The sequence below is a fragment of the Moritella sp. 28 genome (assembly GCF_018219435.1).
Taxonomy (GTDB): domain Bacteria; phylum Pseudomonadota; class Gammaproteobacteria; order Enterobacterales; family Moritellaceae; genus Moritella.
The window spans coordinates 4,091,025-4,107,776 of the sequence record NZ_CP056121.1 but is presented as its reverse complement, the minus strand read 5'-3'; the positions used below and the strand labels follow the sequence as shown (position 1 = coordinate 4,107,776).

Genomic DNA, 16,752 nt, shown 5'->3' with positions numbered 1-16,752 from the left:
AGAGGTTTTGAAACTTTAAACGCGATTAGGTTTTGTTGTAGCTGTGGAGTCAATTAGACCTCTTCAACGGCGGTTTTTTTGATCTAGGGTTAAAATTGTCGACGTGCTTAGAGCAATAATGGCTCGCTCGATTTCTCGTAGCGAACCATTACTTGATACTGATCTTACATAACGACGGTTAAGTGAGATCATCGTTGATTTTCACCTCAACCCCCGTCCAGTGACAGTTATTTTTGGTGAGAATTCAACTTAACCTTCACTATAGAAGAATGTGTTCTGTTTATTTCTAGCTTCGTCTGTATATACAGCTATACCTGAATCGTCTGTCAGACATTTGAAAGTATACGTGTAGTTTAAAGAACCCATAGTTCCTTCAAGTAGGCCAATTCCGTTCGTAGGGCCGAGCTGTTGGTAAGTATAGTTTGATGTATACGTAGTCGTGCGATTCAAAGCCTTATAGTCGTAAGTGTCTGTTGAAAATTTTATTTTTGCTAATGCGCCTGCGTTAGTTTTATTTTTATCGTAAAGTGGATTCGTTAAAGTCGTTAACGTTAATCCATCTAACTGTGCTGGTACAGTACAGCTGTTAGCAAAGCTCATTAGCGGAAACATTGACAGTACTGACGCAAGTATAATTTTTTTCATTTTAAATCCTTTATGATTATTCACATGCCCTTCCTACACAATAGGAGGTACGACAAAAGTAGCATGTAAATTCGTGTTGCTTTAAGTCGGTACATCAAATTGTGTGATCTGTATATCCCTACATTTAAAAGTGAAGTTTGATTTGTGTGCTCTTTGTGTGCTTTTTGAGCCCTTGTGGGTTTGGTGATACGTGGTAAATTAAACATAAAAATGATTATTTTAGTGCGTTTGCAGCATAAATAACTATTTGATAAGTATTTATTAACTTTTTTATAATTATTATTTAGTTTTATTATAATTAATGGTGACATTTGTGGTGATTTGCTGTAGCTGTTTTTGTGGTTGTTTTTTGTGGTGTTTGGCGGTGGTTTTTTGGTGCTTTAGTTGGTGTTTATTTTGGTTGTAACTTTACAATGCGGTAGTTTCAAAGCGAGATAACTTACCTGAATGGTATTCATCGTATTTTTACGGGTGTTGTAGGTGAAACCGTTAATGATTACATCGCTAGGTGCAGGTTAGAGAAAGCGGTCAATTTGTTGACTTTTATATCCATTACTCAAATTGCTTTAGATAGCGTTGTTCCGCTTTAGCACTAGGATAGTTCTTATGGCAGAACATGATCCATTCATAATGCAGGGTTTACTGCGCCTCTGATGGCAATAAGGTGAGAGTATGAGAATAGTAGAAGCAAAAATATCAGATTTAGCGCGTTTCTTTGATTATTTGGGGGACCAATTAACCGAAAATGGTGCTGAAGGTGAAGCTCTATTTCAGCCGATATCAAGAACTCAAAATAATGTATCAAAGCAAACGCGTGAAAAATTTGAAAATGGTTTTGATGCAGATCTAGGATCGCCTAACTGGAGGAAGCTCTGGTTAGCTAAAGATTCCTCTGGGCATATTTGTGGCCATATAGATCTACGGCATCATAGCGAAGAGTATTGTTTTCATCGAGTATTACTGGGTATGGGGGTGAGCAGAAAATGCCGTAAACAAGGTGTCGGTGAAAAAATGATGGAAAAAGTAGTCGGCTTTTGTTGTGAAAATCGTAGTATTGATTGGCTTGATCTTAATGTACTCTCGGTAAATATGCCTGCTAAAAGTCTCTATTTAAAGTGTGCTTTTAAAGTTATTGGTGAAATATCTGACTATTATCGAATCGAAGGTGAATCGGTGTCAGAAATAACGATGACAAAGTGTGTCAAAACTTACGTATAACAAATTACCGTATTTGGCGCAAAGACTGAACCTATTGACGTTATCTCGAAAGCACAATGACAGCTTAACTTATATATTGAGTAGACATTTTAAAGAGGAATAAACATGAACAAATTCTTAAAGAAAAAACTACTCGCTGTGTCATTACTTAGCTTTAGCACTTTTAGCCAGGCTGCACCAATAGAGGTAACGTTTAGTGATTTAAGTCATCCACAAGCTAACCAATTTTTAGAGCAAACTTTTGATAACTTTTTAAATAACCCGAGTAAGTTAGATGAGACTCTTTCTGATGATTTTGTGCAAGTATTTGGCGCCGGAACAAATGGGAGAGCTGATTTTTTAGCGCACGCAAAAGTGCTATCTGAATCTATATCAGGCGCAAAAATACATTTTGAGGACGTAAATGTTGATAGTAGTGGTGTTATCTCAGAAACCCATACAATTACATTAACAAAAAAAGGAGGAGGAGACGCAGAATTAAGATTTTTGGCTTTCTACTATTTTAAAGATGGAAAGTTAGCGAAGGTTGATGAGTTGTATACTCTTGTTAAAGGCAGTAGTGAAGATCGTGACTTAGGGTCTAGAATTAAATAGCGAAAATATTATCCACCTACATAGGTATTTTCTCGGATACCCGGCTCGGACACAGAGGTCCGAACCGGAGTGCGACATTAATTTATTTTTAACTGCGTATTAAAAAGTAGTGAGTTGCAGCATTTTATGTAATCGTTCTAGGGCAACCGGGCTTGCTTTTAATGTGATACGAATACCTTTTTCATGGTATTCCTCTTCTAGAACCTGCATTTTACTGTGAATTTCACCCATCACACCACTGGCTGTGTAGGGGATATCAAAACAGGCAGGGCACATTTTCTTTTCCAGTAAATTTTGAATTTCCTGATGTACGAACGCGACATCGCTCTTGTCATGCGCACTGATTTGTAGCGCATCGGGATAGCGTTCCAGCAGGTCTAATTGCTGTTCTTCGCTTAAGCAATCTACCTTATTGAGTAATAATACTTTGTTATTCAAATCGATATTTAATTGCCCTAATACATGATCTACAATGGCTAATTGCGAAATGAAATTTTCGTCTGATGCATCAACCACGTAAAGCAATAAGTCTGCATTTTTTGCTTCTTCTAAGGTCGAATGAAATGATGCAACCAAATCATGGGGTAATTTCTGGATAAAACCAACGGTGTCGGAGATTAAAATACGCGGTTGTGTCGGCGGCTGTAGTGTACGTATCGTGGTATCTAAAGTAGCAAACAGTTTATCTTCAACTAATACTTCAGAGCCTGTTAGAGCACGCATTAAAGATGATTTACCGGCATTGGTATAACCCACTAACGCCACGGTTAACTGCTCGATACGACCACTGCTTCGACCTTGCATCTCGCGTTGTACCTTGGTCAGTTCGCGTCGTAGATCGGCTATTTTAGTGCGAACACGGCGACGATTAATCTCAAACACAGTTTCACTGATTGAACGGCCTTTTTGGCGTTCGCGATCGCCACTGCTTTCATCACGTAATCGCGGTGTTAAGTAATTAAGTCGCGCGATCTCTACTTGCAGTTTAGCGGTGCGGGTACGTGCATGTTTACTAAAAATCTCGATAATAACGCGGGTACGATCGTAAACTTCTACGCCGAGTGCCGCTTTAACATTACTTAATTGATTCGGGCTTAGTTCGCAATCGAATACCACAATGTTGGCTTGGCATTTAACATCTGTTGTTGCTAATAATTGGCTTAACTCGTCTTGGTCTAATTCAATCTGCACTTCATCTTCATAAAATGTGCTTTCACCTGTTAACGAGGCTAATTCTTCTAGTTTACCAGAGCCTAATACTGACAGTTGTTTGGTCGATTTTTGTCGTTGCGTTTTAGTCCCAACCACAGAAAATCCGAGAGTATGAACTAAACGGCTTAATTCAGATAATGATTCGTCCACGTCCTGTTGCGTAGTACAAGGCGTGCGAATAGAAATAAGTAAGGCGCGGGTAACAGATTGTTCTGTTGTTGTGATCGACATGTCGGTGCTCGTAGCTCATTGCTTAAAGTAATATGAGCTGCATCCTACGCATTTCGAATTTCTATTACTAGCTGTATGGACGTTAAAGCGAAAAATAATAAAAGCGAGACAGCACTGAATAACGCTACAGCGCTTATAAAATAGCCATATTAATGTACTGCTCTCTGTCCACAATACGACAACTGTCACTGACATGCACTGACATGCATTGACATACACTGACATTTATTCTGTTTGCATTACGATAAAACTGAAGTAATATCTCCACCCATGCGGACATCGTATAATGGTAATACGTCAGCTTTCCAAGTTGAAGACGCCGGGTTCGAATCCTAGCTGACCGCTCCAAACATTAAAGCTACTTATTGAGAGGCTTTTTTGTATGGCATGGCATCACCGCTTTAAAGTTAACTTGAGTAAACTTATTCTCTCTCGTTTTTGATTCTTTATCGCCAAATGTTACTGACATACACTGACATTTCTTCTGTTTGCATTACGATAAAACTGAAGTAATATCTCAATCCATGCGGACATCGTATAATGGTAATACGTCAGCTTTCCAAGTTGAAGACGCCGGGTTCGAATCCTAGCTGACCGCTCCAAACATTAAAGCTACTTATTGAGAGGCTTTTTTTGTATGGCATGAGATCACCGCTTTAAAGTTAACTTGAGTAAACTTATTCTCTCTCTCTCGTTTTTGATTCTTTATCGCAAAATATCACTGACATACACTGACATTTCTTCTGTTTTCATTACGATAAAACTGAAGTAATATCTCAATCTATGCGGACATCGTATAATGGTAATACGTCAGCTTTCCAAGTTGAAGACGCCGGGTTCGAATCCTAGCTGACCGCTCCAAACATTAAGGCTACTCATTGAGTGGCTTTTTTTGTATGGCATGGCATCACCGCTTTAAAGTCAACTTGAGTAAACTCACTCTATCTCTCTCGCTTTCTATTCGTCATCGCAATACCCGCATAGTCCCTTACTGTTAACAACTGTATATTTCAAAACTTAGTGGTCTGCTTCTGGTATAGTTGCATTAGCACGATTAAGTCGTTTGTTTATTAAGGAATAAAATAAGATGAGCCCATTGTTTGAACACGCGTTGACCGTTTTTATGGCCTTTTTTGCCATTATGAACCCGATTGCAAATACGACCGTTTTTGCTGGATTAACAGGAACGATGGGGAAGTCGAAGCAACTTAAAATCGCGATTAAATCCCTTACTATCACCTTTGTTATTATTGTTTTATTTTCAATTTTAGGTAAATCAATATTCCATCTATTTGGGATAACGCTACCAGCGTTACGCATAACCGGCGGCATTTTGGTATTCCTCGTCGGTTATCATATGCTGCAGGGTAAGAGTTCGAAGTTACATACAGCAGAAGAATGTAATGATTCAGATGTGGCGGTATCACCGCTAGCTGTACCACTGCTTGCTGGACCAGGCACGATAGCAACTGCAATGAACTATTCATCAGCAGGTGGTTGGGGGGAAATTATTATTACAATATCGGCGTTTGCTATTTTATGTCTTATCACCTTTGTTTGTTTTATTTTTTCGTCAAAGATCATATCGGCAATCGGTGAGAGTGGGCTTAGTATTGTTACCCGCCTTATGGGATTGATTTTGGCTGTTATCGGTGTGGAAATGCTGATTGGCGGCATAAAGGCGGTGATTAGTACGATTGGTTAATACGACTATCACCACTGCTGTTTTATGGTAATGGCGTATTATCTATTTCACCGCTTTATTTTTAAGTCTACTTTGGGGAATTCATTATTTTGAGTGTTATTTAAGTTGAATCACAGTTTTCCAGCTGAATGCGGCGTTGAAATGACGCCATAATATAGAGTGAGGAGAATAAAATGGACCTACCAAAAGGTTTTGATTTAGACTTGGCTTTAGAGTTGGCCTGCTTAAGTAATGATGCATATAGTCAATATGATGCCTACAAAGAAAGAAAGGTATGGACTGGTCCTGAAGGATATAAACTAGAGCTCACATTTCAAGCGATGTATGAGAGTAAGCATGTCCCATTAGGGTTCGTCGTTTCTAAGGGGGACAACATTTATGTTAGTTGGCGTGGAACGAGTTCAGTTGAAGAGTGGGTAGAAGACGTTAAGTTTGAGCAAGTAAGATGTTCTTATCTTCCTGGACATATCGACGTTGAGTTAGGTTTTTATCAGTTATACGCGACAGGTCAGTCAGGTTCTTCACCTCAAAATATTGTTTTGAATTTCCTTAAAGAGAAGCAGATAAAAGGGACTCTATACATAACTGGTCATAGCTTGGGAGCCGCACTTTCCGTTTTGAATACGCTCGATATTGCAAAGAATACAAACCTGAGTAATCTAGCCCTCTATACATTTGCTGGACCTCGTGTTGGTTCTCCTGAGTTTACTTCAATTTATAATAGTGCAATTTCTGATTCATGGAGAGTTGTCAATTTAAATGATGAAGTGCCAAATCTACCTTTAAAGGACTCTTTAGGAAACGATTATAGACACGTGAATAAGGAGTTTGATATCACATTTGGCGGAGAATGTCCTTGGGAGTGGGGAGATAACCACTCATTGACTAATTATATCAATCAACTGCATAAATTAAAAAAACACATAATGATAAAATCTGCCATTCTTACTTGAATGACAGGATAGAGCTTAATGCCTATCATTTGGCTAGATGGCGATAAAATTAATCAGACTAAGAGAGGTAATAGCAACACCTGCTGATACCCTTTGTGCACGTGTCAGATCTGGCCGACTGATGGCATAACGCTGATCTACAATTGAGTGTTGTAAGCTCGCTATATCAAATATTCCTGATACACAAGATTGAAAGTTTAACTTTCCGCTTGATACCATCTTGGGTAAGTCGTTATAGCTGATATGGTTTGTGATATTATTAACCTTGTAAACCATGGCTTCATCAATTGATAATAAAGGGGAAATATACCCTGTTTTAGTACTATCACTGCCAGATTTCATGATAGGCATGACTAAATATTTTCCACCGACGATAGAATTGTTTACTCCCATATTAAAGCGTAAGAACTCTTTTTTATTCGCTGGAATAGTCGCTGCTTTATGCGCTAATTTGTATTGAGGAATAGTGATAAATTCATCGAATGGTACTCTAGCAATACCATCAACATTAAATTTATTGAGAAAGACACTTTCTTCTTCACAGTAGGTGATACCTTTAGATTGGTATAACACGTTTCCTTTACCACACTGTTTATTTAAATCATTCGGTTCGATTTTTATCACCACTATAAGACTTCCTATCTATAAAATTGATCATCTTGATTATCTCTTATTTTAAATAAATATCACGAGATTATTTTCGAAAGGAACTGTTTTTTAATCGCTTCGATCTCAATGGTTATTGATACTTTATCGCCATTAGTGGGTACAGCGATAATGCCAAAGTCTTTTCTACTAAGCTGTGTCGTCGCTGAAAATCCAGCCTTAAATCCAGCTGACTGAGATTGTCCTGCTTTGTTTAGAGCTACATCTAGATCTAGGCTTTTGGTGACTCCCATTAAAGTTAAATCCCCTGTGATAATCAGTTTACCATAGCCTTTACTTTCGATTTTTGTGCTTCTAAAATGGGCTGTTGGTAACTTCCCGTTCTTGAAGAACACTGCCAGCGTATTGTTACTCCACTTTTCGTGCCCGGCTATGTTAAGACTGGTGATGTCTATAGTTACCTCGACACTTGAGTTTTCCAGGTTTTCTCTATCGAACTCTATTTGGCCTTCAAATTTCTTAAAAAAACCAATAGAACGTGAATAGTCTTGATGGTCAATTTGAAACATTAACATGTTATGAGGATCTGATTTAGTATCAAACTCAAAACTATCAACAGCATATGCGTATGTACTGAAGAGCAGGGCGCAGCCAAGTGCGAAAAGGTAAAAGAAAGAGCTAAGTGCGAGAAGGCAAAAGAAAGGGTGAGGTGCTTTCATCGTGATTGTTCCTTATGTTGATTTATTATATTGGTATACAGATTAGAGGCCTGGTGATATCAGGCCTCGCAGTTTAAATTGCTGATGTATTAACATTATCCAACAGCTTCATGACTGTGCTTAGCAACCTTTTGATAATCTATATATTATTATTTCTGGCTTAGCACTTGAATTAATGTCCGAAAGCGGTTGATTGTAATCAATCCTGCAGGTTGACTGGTTTCCAGTTTCCACCGTGGGACTACCATCTCGGACAAAATGACCACCAGTCATAAAGCTAAAGCCTGTAATATCAACAAGTTGCTCTATGGATACATCTGTAGGGTAGCCATTTTCCATTGCAATTGTGTTGCCTTCAACTTCAATGGATTCGTTTTCACCTTTTCCCTGTACTTTTTGTTTCAAACGCGCCATTAGTGCAGCACTTGCGATAGTTGCTCTCACTGTCTCAAACACTGCTTCGTCAGCCTCGTTTCTTAAATCGATAAATTTAGGTACAGCTGTCGCTGAGAGTATGCCGAGTATTATTATTACAATGATGAGTTCTATTAACGTAAAGCCGTTCTGAGATTTCATAAATTATTTATTCCTGATTATTTTAAGTTGTTTTAATAAGGCTAAAAGCCAATGCTTTATATATGTAAATGAATTATCAGAATTTATTGGGTTGATAATTCTGGATTAAACTATCAGGACATTCGTTAACTTGAAGTTAAATAAGCGATAAAAAAATAAAACATAGGATTATTCAATTTATAATAAAATTAGTACTACTTAAGGGGTGGCGCTGTTTATGGGTTAATTAAATATAAGTAAAGGTTATTCCATTCAAAGTTAAGTAAGCTAGGATTGAATGTTTTTTAGAACCCCCAGTTCTGAAATTAACAACCTAAGTCATAGGTAACCATTATTAATAGTATGACTAGTATTATAATAAGGATTACTAGCTCAATGATTATATAACCACGCAGACGTTTCATTTATTACTCCTAATTACTACATTTGATTGTACTAAGGACTCGTTTGCATCGATGTAAATTAATACCTCGCCTCAACGGGGAAATAAGATTAATTACACTATCAGGACATTCGTAAATCTGAAGTAAAATAAGCGATTAGCTCTTTAAATGAAGGATTATCCAATTGATTGTGATGCTTTATATCTACCAGCGGGTTTTATGCTATTCAATGCCGCTAATACTGGATGTTTTCTTTTATTTGTATTGTTACAGGGTATTTTGAAAAGTTTTTAGATGAGGTGACAGGTCATCACATGATTTTAACTACCGTTTTAGTACTTCTTGGTGAGTGGTCTTTTGTTTGTATTGTTACAGGGTGTTTTGAAAAGTTTTTTAGATGAGGTGATAGGTCATCACATGATTTCAACTACTTACAGATACCCCTTTGTGGGTATCGCGTGGTGCATGTATGAATAAGTTGATGGATAAATGAATAAATTAATGGATAAATGGATAAATTGAGAGATATGAAATATATAAAGGTTACTCTGTTACAGTCGGGCAAGGTAACGAAATTAGAATCGAGCGTACTACGTAAATAATTAAGAAGAATATATTATGAATTGATACCTAATTGAAGGACTTGGTTTTAATTAGTAAAGTAGTCTTAAGAAGGAAAGTACATGAAGTTTAATCTAGATCCTATGCAGTGTAATAATGGCTTTATGGGTGTAAGAGAAGGTGAGTTAATATTACTTTTAGATGGGGAAGTGAAATCAAAGGTAAGAATTAATGAAGTTGAATTTATAATAATAAAAATAATAAGTGAACATGGACGTAAATCAAACCCTATATCGGCAAGGGAAATAGAGTCAAGGTTATTTGAGCTCATTCCTAAAAGATTGACAGTAAACATGCTAAAGAATGCAATTGCCTCTATTAGAAGAAAAACGAGAGAATTACTGAGTATCACTTTCAATAATAGTGATGAATTCCACTTTATTGTTAATGTAAATCGGGTCGGCTACTATGTCGGGTTAAGTACCCATAGTGCATCATCTGAAGTAAATAATTTGAATTCCACCATTAATAATACCTTATCTCGTTTTCAAGTTTTAAAATTAATGTTGAGTTATAGATCTAAAATAATGAGTATGAAAATCACATTATATACTTTAGCTGGGATAACGTTAGTTGGACTAATCTACCTTCTGCAGATTATTCACTTTATGACACTCTACGAAAAAGTGGACCTTAAGTATGATGCTATTCTTCTTGAAATAGCGAACGAATATAACCTAGGATATAGGGGAGAAGAGCTCCTACCAATGGTTAATGATACATTTGAAAGTGGCGCAATTCTTGTTATTAAAAATGATGATGAACAATGTATTATTGAGAAAAATAAAATTGTGTACTTCGGCTCTAACAACATAATTCATTCTGACTGGATGACAGATAGAGAACCGTATTTTTACAGGGAGGTCGTTAGTGGTGCGGTAAGAGTTATTGGGCGTACAAAGAAAAAGAAGATAACAGCCGAATACGACAATTACATCGTTTATCCGTTACTTAGTGGTGTTACTTATAGTGATAATTTTGGTAATTACTTGGGGAAAATAGGTAATGGAGCATTTATCTATAAGTGGCAGGGAGATGGCAGTGAAATATCATTCTATGGAAAATATATAGTCGCACAAGTTATATTTGTTGTGATTTTTCTGATTGCTGTTTTTGATAGAAAAATCATTATAGCCCTTTTAAATTACATATTTAGACTCTCTCACTTTTCTATTCTTTTGACCCCAGTTGTAAATACAAAGACTGGAATAATTAATTACTGGGAAATGCTTACTCGGTTTAGGGGCATTGGTACATTAAGCGTAATTAATAGTCTGAAAAAAAACGGTATCCTTGGCTTACATACAATTTTGGTGTTAAAGAGTATAGAGCAGATAACACCTGAATATGGTAGATTTGGTGTTAATATTTGCCCTTCTTTATTGAGAGGATGGGTATTTATCAAAATTATTAAGGCTATAAAGCGTTGTGATAAAGACGTAGTCATAGTTGAAATAACCGAGTGTTCTGAACTTTATTATAGCCCAGAGATATTAAAAAATATAAATAAGATTAGAGGTTTAGGGGTTCATGTGATACTTGATAATTTTGGTTCTGGGAATAATAATATCGACTTACTGGAGAAAATATCCCCTGATGCGATAAAAATAAACAAACTTTTTGTCAACGATTTGGAAGGTGATTTAAAGCAACAAAAGTTCGTTAAAGATATTTTATCACTAATGGAAGGTCGGACTCAATTTGTCGTATTTGAAGGTGTTGAAAGAGAATCTCAAAGTCAGATTCTGAAGGGGTTGGGTGGCTATCATCAGCAAGGGGATTTTTTGAGTCGACCTTGATGTAATCGATATTGCCTTTCACGCGTAATTACGAGTGAAGGGCAATATTATGCGTGACGACTTGAGTATTTCCCTCGATAGATTTAACGAACTAAGTCGAGTAATTGAGTTGTACTGTCCACGTTACAGTAACCAAAATACAATGCCGCCATAAATGCACTATGAACATGGATTACAGGGACTGTGACACCATTAAATTCAAGATCCAGCGTAGCACAAGCATCATGAGCGACATGACATTCATATCCAAGGTCAACAGCTGCACGGGTCACAGCATCGATACACATATGACTCATTGCACCCACAATAATCAGCTTCTCAACGTTAAGTTCTTTCAAGATATTATTTAATTCAGTGTCACGAAAACTGTTTATTTGATGCTTCAAAATTACGGGTTCCCCTTCTATTGGCGCGACACTCGTATGAATTTTTGCACTTTCAGATTCTGGTAGAAAAAAGGGTGCATGATTTGAAGGGAATTCATGACTGCATTCATCCAGTGAGAATATGAAATATATCCACAATAAAATTAAAAAACACTTTATTCTAGCCTTAAAAAGCAATCGCTTAATAGCGTTAACAAGGGAAGATAAATTACAAGGTCGCTTCGTACGTATTGATTCATTGGTTTGGTCGGAGCCCCCAATCTGCAGTTGGATAAAAGGGCTCGATTTCCCTGTTATATTTCACCAACAAGTTTTTAAAAACAAAGATGGCAGTGAAGGCAAATTACATTTGATTAGCAATGATATTAAACTAGAAAAGAACGCGATAGAAACAATCTATCAAAAACGATGGAAAGTTAAGTCTTTCATAAAAACATTAAGTCCAATACGGGGTTAGAAAAATCTCCCGCAAAAAAAAGAAAAAACACAGAGTAATCATATTTTCATGCCATTAGTGGCGACAGCAAGGCTTGAATGTTTGAGTTTAAAAGTGGGCGTTACTACGTTTGGTCTTAAAATGAAGCTTTATATTAAAGCTCAAAGACAGGCTATTCATGAATTACAACGATTAACCGATGCTACTGCGTAACATCAGTTAATAAAGTATATTATGCAACATTACACTTTTAATCCTTAACCGAATGCAATTGATGGACGCAAAACCCCGTTTTTAAATAGATAGGTTTCCATGCACCGGTTTAAGACAAACGCCAGGCATAGTAAAGGTGATACGTTGCCATTCACAATCAGGTAATACATGTTGTTGTTGTTGTTGTTGTTGTTGTTGTTGTTGTTGGGTTTGAACCCAATGCTCTGTTTCCTTGGTGCCACAGCTATTGCAGGCTCTAGATTTGCAGGTTTGGTGTATGTATTTGGTATGAGTGCAATTGTCGTTTGAATAGGTATATTTTCGAGAGCCGAATGCAGCAGTGCCGCAAGCGAGCATTTTAGTGACATTTTCAATCACTGCATCATGCACAGGACTAATATGCTGATTAAGATACGTTAACCAGTCATTATTTTTATTGAAGAGGTCTTTGAGTGGTTTGTTTGGGGGCATAAGCAGGAAGATACCTGCTTATGCCTATTATGAATAGTTAAATTTGAAGAATGTTAGTTGCCGCCGTAGGTGGCCTATGTTAACCAGGTAGGAATGAGTGTTTGAACCATGCCCCTTATTTGAGTTTGCGACAGAACCAGACTGTGAGGCCTCGCCCTATCCCTATACAGCTATTGAAGTTTGAAAAATTTAAATTTAGGCGATGTTTCTACGAGTTTAGGCCCTGTTATAATCTTATCCTGAATAAAATCGTATTTGATATATCGGATACCATTTGATGAGTGCTTATCAGATTGGTTCCCATCTGGTCTGAGTAAAATTAGGATTTTATCCTTTTCAAAGTAATTTGATGCTGCAGTTATTTCACCCGCATACTTTTGTAATGCGGAGTTTCCTAGCTTCTCTTTAGAGACGATATTTACAATATTCCCCTCTCCTGTTATACCTAACCCAATCTTATCATCACTTGGCTGATGAAATGCCGCGACGAATTTTTGATTAATATTGTTAAAAGATATATCAGATGAGCGAGGCTTTACTATTATTTCAACATCTTGCTTCAAATTGTAGGTGAAGAAATGCATTCTGTTTTCTGATACAGAGTAATAACCAGCCGAGATAAAGTTAGCGTAATCTTTCAGTCCAGGATAATAATGAATGATACTTCTTGGTCCACTAACGAGACCACCTTTATTGGCTTGAATGAAGGTATCACCAGTAATTTTTCCGAGACCTGAGGAGGTATTGTCGTCCCATCCTGTGGTATTTATCGTTTTGGATATACTCTCTGCTATGTAGCCAGGGTCTGGAATATCTTTTAATTTACTTGAAGGTAAATAGCTTGGCATAATGGTTGACCAATCAAAAGCTTGCGCAAAGTTAATATTTTCATTCTTAGGTACTAATGAATTAAACAGATTTCCTGCAAACCACGCACAATTAGTATATAGTGTGTATTTGCCTTTCCCCCACTTTGTTCCAATATCAAAAAAGTATTTCTTGGCTATTTCATTACTTTCTTCATATAGCTCTTCTTGCTTAGCATTCATTTCCAGCTTAATCTGCTCATAGCCTTTATCTTCAATGTACACACATTTTTGAAAGCTGAACTTTCGCTCTTTGGTATTACCATTACTACCAAAACCATATCCATCTGCTTTAATTGCTCCACTGTCATCTTTATAAAAAAGATCAACCCACGTATGACCGACTGTACCGGAGTCAGCCCACTTAACCATTAATTTCATTAAAACATCCATACCCGCATCAGGAAACTGGTTCTGAAAGGCTTGAAAGGTTTCAAGTAATGGAATTCGTTCAGCTTTCCTATTTATCCTTAGACAGGCTTGGGGATAATCAATGCTTTGATCTCCCTTTAATTCTACACGATGCGCGTTCTTATACTCATCAGCATTAGCTGTTCCAGTATACAGTGCCAAAGTGACTAAGGCTGAGGTAGTTATAATGTTTTTTTTCACAATTTCTCCTGATGTTAAATTAGTTAATGGGGTTTGGTAGCAGAGTTGTTTGCATGCCTTAGCCATTGTTATTGCAGTTGAATTCGGAGAGAAATTAACAGTATTTATCGTTTGCTTGGAGTTGAATAAGCGATTAATCCTTTAAATAGAGGATTAATCAGTTCATTGTGAAGATGTTACCACTTAGTGGGTAGTTGTGGTTGGGTGATTATCCTGTTTAAAAGAAGCGTACTACGCAAGAAATATTTTAAATTCAGTTGAGTTGTCACGATGAAAAATTAAGTCCTCCTTATATAAGTACAATTTGGTTGAATTGATTCTGGGGGCCGATATATGAAAATAGTGTTAAGAAGGAAAGCGCATGAAATTTAATTTAGATCCTCTGCAGTGTAATGATTTTTTCATGGATGTAAGGGAAGGAGAGTTAATATTATTTTCTGAAGGGGTTGGGTGGCTATCATCAGCAAGGGGATTTTTTGAGTCGACCTTGATGTAATCGATATTGCCTTTCACGCGTAATTACGAGTGAAGGGCAATATTATGCGTGACGACTCGAGTATTTCCCTCGATAGATTTAACTAACTAAGTCGAGTAATTGAGTTGTACTGTCCACGTTACAGTAACCAAAATTCAATGCCGCCATAAATGCGCTATGAACATGGATTGCAGGGACGGTGACACCATTAAATTCAAGATCCAGCGTTGCACAAGCATCATGAGCGACATGACATTCATATCCAAGGTCAACAGCGGCACGGGTCACAGCATCGATACACATATGACTCATTGCACCCACAATAATCAGCTTCTCAACGTTAAGTTCTTTCAAGATATTATTTAATTCAGTGTCACGAAAACTGTTTATTTGATGCTTCAAAATTACGGATTCCCCTTCTATTGGCGCGACACTCGTATGAATTTTTGCACCTTCAGATTCTGGTAGAAAAAAGGGTGCATCATTTGAAGGGAATTCATGACGGACATGAATGACAGGCAAGCTTTGTTTACGGAATGCAGCTAATAAAGTCGCGGCATTAGATGCTGCAGTTTCAGTACCAGATAGTGCCCATTTAGCATCTGCATATGTTGAGTAATAGTCATTTTGAAAATCAATTAATAATAATGCTGTGTTAGACATAATAAGCTCTCTTGTGTTGTTTCGACGTTTTGTTAAGGCTATTATGCAAAATATAAATCAACGACACCTATGGCGTTATTGCCACAAAGTAGGGCAAAAGTGACAAGTAGTATCCGTATTGTAATTATCGACTACCCTAATGCATTGCAGAGTGCAGTTCATGGCCTTAAAGAACTATTTTTAATCGCGAATAAAATAATCATAGATAGTCAGTTTGATATGCAATTTACTGTGAGTGTTGTTCAGTCTGATAGCGAGTTAGGTCGTGATCGTCAAAGTGATATTGTGATCCTTCCTCCGAATTTGGATGGTCATTATTACCGTGCACCTAAACCAGAAGTATTGCAATTTCTGCATGATGCCCACAATAAGGGGGCTATATTATGCAGTGCTTGTGCTGGGGCATTTATACTGGCCAAAACGGGATTGTTAGATAACAGACCTGCGACGACGCACTGGCAGTTAGCCGAAGAGTTTAATTTTCTGTACCCTAAAATATCTCTTAACGTCGAGAGCTTGCTTATTAATGATGGGGACATCATTACGGCGGGCGGTCTTATGTCATGGATTGACTTAGGATTAGAGATAGTGGCACAATTTACTCGGCCACACATAATGCGAACACTTGGGAAATATCTTATTGTAGATACAGGGAAAAGAGAGCAGCGTTATTATGGTAGCTTTACGCCAAAATTTAATCATGGAAATCAACGGATTCTACAAGTACAACACTATATTCAAGCAAACTATAATCAATCATTAAATATTTCTTTGTTAGCGGGTTTAGCCTGTATGACTGAGCGAACATTTCTACGCCAATTTACTAATGCTACAAGCTTAAAGCCGATTAAATATATTCAAAAAGTGAGAGTTCAAAAAGCATGTGAGCTACTAGAGTCTACAACTCAAAGCTTTGAGCAGATTGCTCTGAATATAGGATACGATGATGTAAATAGTTTCCGTAAAGTGTTTATGACCATTATTGGGTTAAGTCCGTCGGCATTTAAAGCGAGATTTGTTTGACTCTATTCTGTGGATAAACGAATAAAGATCAGCGACGACTTTGTTGATGCTTGTAGCATGTTGGGCGAAATATGATATATAGAGAGATGGTGTAAGAGAGTCCTAGTGTCACGAGGGTCCCTAACTGTAATGTAAGGAAAAGCCATGACATAGGAGCATTCAGAGATAAGATAATGTAGACACAGTAGGTCGCGATCAATATATTTATTGCAGCGTAGATTTTGATATGTTTTTTTGTCCAAGATGAATTCGAAATCAACATACCTGCACTAACACAAGCTGTTAGCATCTCGTTAGTGAAGCCTTGTTCAACTTGAGAGACTAGCACCAAGGCACTAGAGAGAA

At 37.2% G+C, this 16,752-nt stretch carries 15 protein-coding genes, 3 tRNA genes and 1 pseudogene; 10 read left to right on the top strand and 9 right to left on the bottom strand.

The genetic code is table 11. The annotated features are described in order from the left end of the window. Positions 1-249 precede the first annotated feature (249 nt). Positions 250-645 carry a hypothetical protein gene (locus HWV02_RS18125; protein ID WP_211689084.1) on the bottom strand — a complete coding sequence of 132 codons (396 nt, stop codon included), beginning with the start codon at positions 643-645 and terminating at the stop codon, positions 250-252. A gap of 672 nt (positions 646-1,317) precedes the next feature. Here HWV02_RS18125 and HWV02_RS18120 point away from each other — a divergent pair. Together HWV02_RS18120 and HWV02_RS18115 are read left to right on the top strand one after the other, a co-directional pair. After that, positions 1,318-1,863 carry an N-acetyltransferase gene (locus HWV02_RS18120; RefSeq protein ID WP_211689083.1) on the top strand — a complete coding sequence of 182 codons (546 nt, stop codon included), beginning with the start codon at positions 1,318-1,320 and terminating at the stop codon, positions 1,861-1,863. Positions 1,864-1,968: 105 nt separating this feature from the next. Beyond that, positions 1,969-2,457 (top strand): nuclear transport factor 2 family protein, encoded by a 489-nt coding sequence (locus tag HWV02_RS18115; RefSeq protein ID WP_211677071.1) that lies wholly within the window; start codon positions 1,969-1,971, stop codon positions 2,455-2,457. Between the two features lie 99 nt (positions 2,458-2,556). Here the strand turns inward: HWV02_RS18115 and hflX are convergent, their stop codons facing one another. After that, positions 2,557-3,900 carry a GTPase HflX gene (gene hflX / locus HWV02_RS18110; RefSeq protein ID WP_211677070.1) on the bottom strand — a complete coding sequence of 448 codons (1,344 nt, stop codon included), beginning with the start codon at positions 3,898-3,900 and terminating at the stop codon, positions 2,557-2,559. 272 nt (positions 3,901-4,172) lie between these two features. Here hflX and HWV02_RS18105 point away from each other — a divergent pair. The 5 genes from HWV02_RS18105 (at position 4,173) to HWV02_RS18085 (ending at position 6,558) form a co-directional block, all read left to right on the top strand. Next, positions 4,173-4,248 (top strand) — tRNA-Gly (locus HWV02_RS18105). Positions 4,249-4,426: 178 nt separating this feature from the next. Beyond that, positions 4,427-4,502: transfer RNA gene (locus HWV02_RS18100), tRNA-Gly, on the top strand. A 183-nt stretch (positions 4,503-4,685) separates the two neighbouring features. After that, positions 4,686-4,761 (top strand) — tRNA-Gly (locus HWV02_RS18095). Positions 4,762-4,987: 226 nt separating this feature from the next. Continuing rightward, positions 4,988-5,605 (top strand): MarC family protein, encoded by a 618-nt coding sequence (locus HWV02_RS18090; protein ID WP_211689082.1) that lies wholly within the window; start codon positions 4,988-4,990, stop codon positions 5,603-5,605. A 173-nt stretch (positions 5,606-5,778) separates the two neighbouring features. After that, positions 5,779-6,558 (top strand): lipase family protein, encoded by a 780-nt coding sequence (locus tag HWV02_RS18085; protein ID WP_211689081.1) that lies wholly within the window; start codon positions 5,779-5,781, stop codon positions 6,556-6,558. Between the two features lie 33 nt (positions 6,559-6,591). Here the strand turns inward: HWV02_RS18085 and HWV02_RS18080 are convergent, their stop codons facing one another. The 3 genes from HWV02_RS18080 to HWV02_RS22965 all read right to left on the bottom strand — a co-directional run bounded on the left by HWV02_RS18080 (position 6,592) and on the right by HWV02_RS22965 (position 8,459). Next, positions 6,592-7,185 carry a hypothetical protein gene (locus HWV02_RS18080; RefSeq protein ID WP_211689080.1) on the bottom strand — a complete coding sequence of 198 codons (594 nt, stop codon included), beginning with the start codon at positions 7,183-7,185 and terminating at the stop codon, positions 6,592-6,594. Positions 7,186-7,244: 59 nt separating this feature from the next. Further along, entirely contained in the window at positions 7,245-7,883 is a 639-nt protein-coding gene (locus HWV02_RS18075; RefSeq protein ID WP_211689079.1) for a YceI family protein, read from the bottom strand. Positions 7,884-8,003: 120 nt separating this feature from the next. Then, positions 8,004-8,459, bottom strand: a complete 456-nt coding sequence (locus HWV02_RS22965) for a prepilin-type N-terminal cleavage/methylation domain-containing protein (protein WP_211689077.1) — start codon at positions 8,457-8,459, stop codon at positions 8,004-8,006. A 1,066-nt stretch (positions 8,460-9,525) separates the two neighbouring features. Between HWV02_RS22965 and HWV02_RS18065 the strand changes: the two genes are divergently transcribed. Then, entirely contained in the window at positions 9,526-11,262 is a 1,737-nt protein-coding gene (locus HWV02_RS18065) for an EAL domain-containing protein (protein WP_211689074.1), read from the top strand. Positions 11,263-11,345: 83 nt separating this feature from the next. Here HWV02_RS18065 and HWV02_RS18060 read toward each other — a convergent pair whose 3' ends face one another. From HWV02_RS18060 to HWV02_RS18050, 3 genes and pseudogenes are all read right to left on the bottom strand, one after another. Continuing rightward, positions 11,346-11,825, bottom strand: coding sequence for an isochorismatase family protein (locus HWV02_RS18060; protein WP_255550538.1), 480 nt, complete (start codon positions 11,823-11,825; stop codon positions 11,346-11,348). A gap of 595 nt (positions 11,826-12,420) precedes the next feature. Next, positions 12,421-12,768: pseudogene (locus HWV02_RS18055) on the bottom strand (transposase zinc-binding domain-containing protein); the annotation flags it as partial. Positions 12,769-12,938: 170 nt separating this feature from the next. Further along, the gene (locus HWV02_RS18050; RefSeq protein ID WP_211689070.1) at positions 12,939-14,246 is read right to left on the bottom strand and encodes a hypothetical protein; all 1,308 of its coding nucleotides are present in this window, start codon (positions 14,244-14,246) and stop codon (positions 12,939-12,941) included. Between the two features lie 361 nt (positions 14,247-14,607). Between HWV02_RS18050 and HWV02_RS22915 the strand changes: the two genes are divergently transcribed. Then, a complete protein-coding gene (locus HWV02_RS22915) occupies positions 14,608-14,742 on the top strand; it encodes a hypothetical protein (protein ID WP_255550537.1) in 135 nt (44 codons plus the stop codon). A gap of 78 nt (positions 14,743-14,820) precedes the next feature. Here the strand turns inward: HWV02_RS22915 and HWV02_RS18045 are convergent, their stop codons facing one another. Then, a complete protein-coding gene (locus HWV02_RS18045; protein ID WP_211672801.1) occupies positions 14,821-15,384 on the bottom strand; it encodes a cysteine hydrolase family protein in 564 nt (187 codons plus the stop codon). A 99-nt stretch (positions 15,385-15,483) separates the two neighbouring features. Here HWV02_RS18045 and HWV02_RS18040 point away from each other — a divergent pair, with 99 nt between their 5' ends. Then, positions 15,484-16,407 carry a GlxA family transcriptional regulator gene (locus HWV02_RS18040; protein WP_255550536.1) on the top strand — a complete coding sequence of 308 codons (924 nt, stop codon included), beginning with the start codon at positions 15,484-15,486 and terminating at the stop codon, positions 16,405-16,407. Positions 16,408-16,752 lie beyond the last annotated feature (345 nt).

Bases quoted from the DNA above. Each gene is read 5' to 3' on its own strand.
- HWV02_RS18125 (WP_211689084.1), bottom strand. From the start codon at position 645: ATGAAAAAAATTATACTTGCGTCAGTACTGTCAATGTTTCCGCTAATG.
- HWV02_RS18120 (WP_211689083.1), top strand. From the start codon at position 1,318: ATGAGAATAGTAGAAGCAAAAATATCAGATTTAGCGCGTTTCTTTGAT.
- HWV02_RS18115 (WP_211677071.1), top strand. From the start codon at position 1,969: ATGAACAAATTCTTAAAGAAAAAACTACTCGCTGTGTCATTACTTAGC.
- hflX (WP_211677070.1), bottom strand. From the start codon at position 3,900: ATGTCGATCACAACAACAGAACAATCTGTTACCCGCGCCTTACTTATT.
- HWV02_RS18090 (WP_211689082.1), top strand. From the start codon at position 4,988: ATGAGCCCATTGTTTGAACACGCGTTGACCGTTTTTATGGCCTTTTTT.
- HWV02_RS18085 (WP_211689081.1), top strand. From the start codon at position 5,779: ATGGACCTACCAAAAGGTTTTGATTTAGACTTGGCTTTAGAGTTGGCC.
- HWV02_RS18075 (WP_211689079.1), bottom strand. From the start codon at position 7,883: ATGAAAGCACCTCACCCTTTCTTTTGCCTTCTCGCACTTAGCTCTTTC.
- HWV02_RS22965 (WP_211689077.1), bottom strand. From the start codon at position 8,459: ATGAAATCTCAGAACGGCTTTACGTTAATAGAACTCATCATTGTAATA.
- HWV02_RS18065 (WP_211689074.1), top strand. From the start codon at position 9,526: ATGAAGTTTAATCTAGATCCTATGCAGTGTAATAATGGCTTTATGGGT.
- HWV02_RS22915 (WP_255550537.1), top strand. From the start codon at position 14,608: ATGAAATTTAATTTAGATCCTCTGCAGTGTAATGATTTTTTCATGGAT.
- HWV02_RS18045 (WP_211672801.1), bottom strand. From the start codon at position 15,384: ATGTCTAACACAGCATTATTATTAATTGATTTTCAAAATGACTATTAC.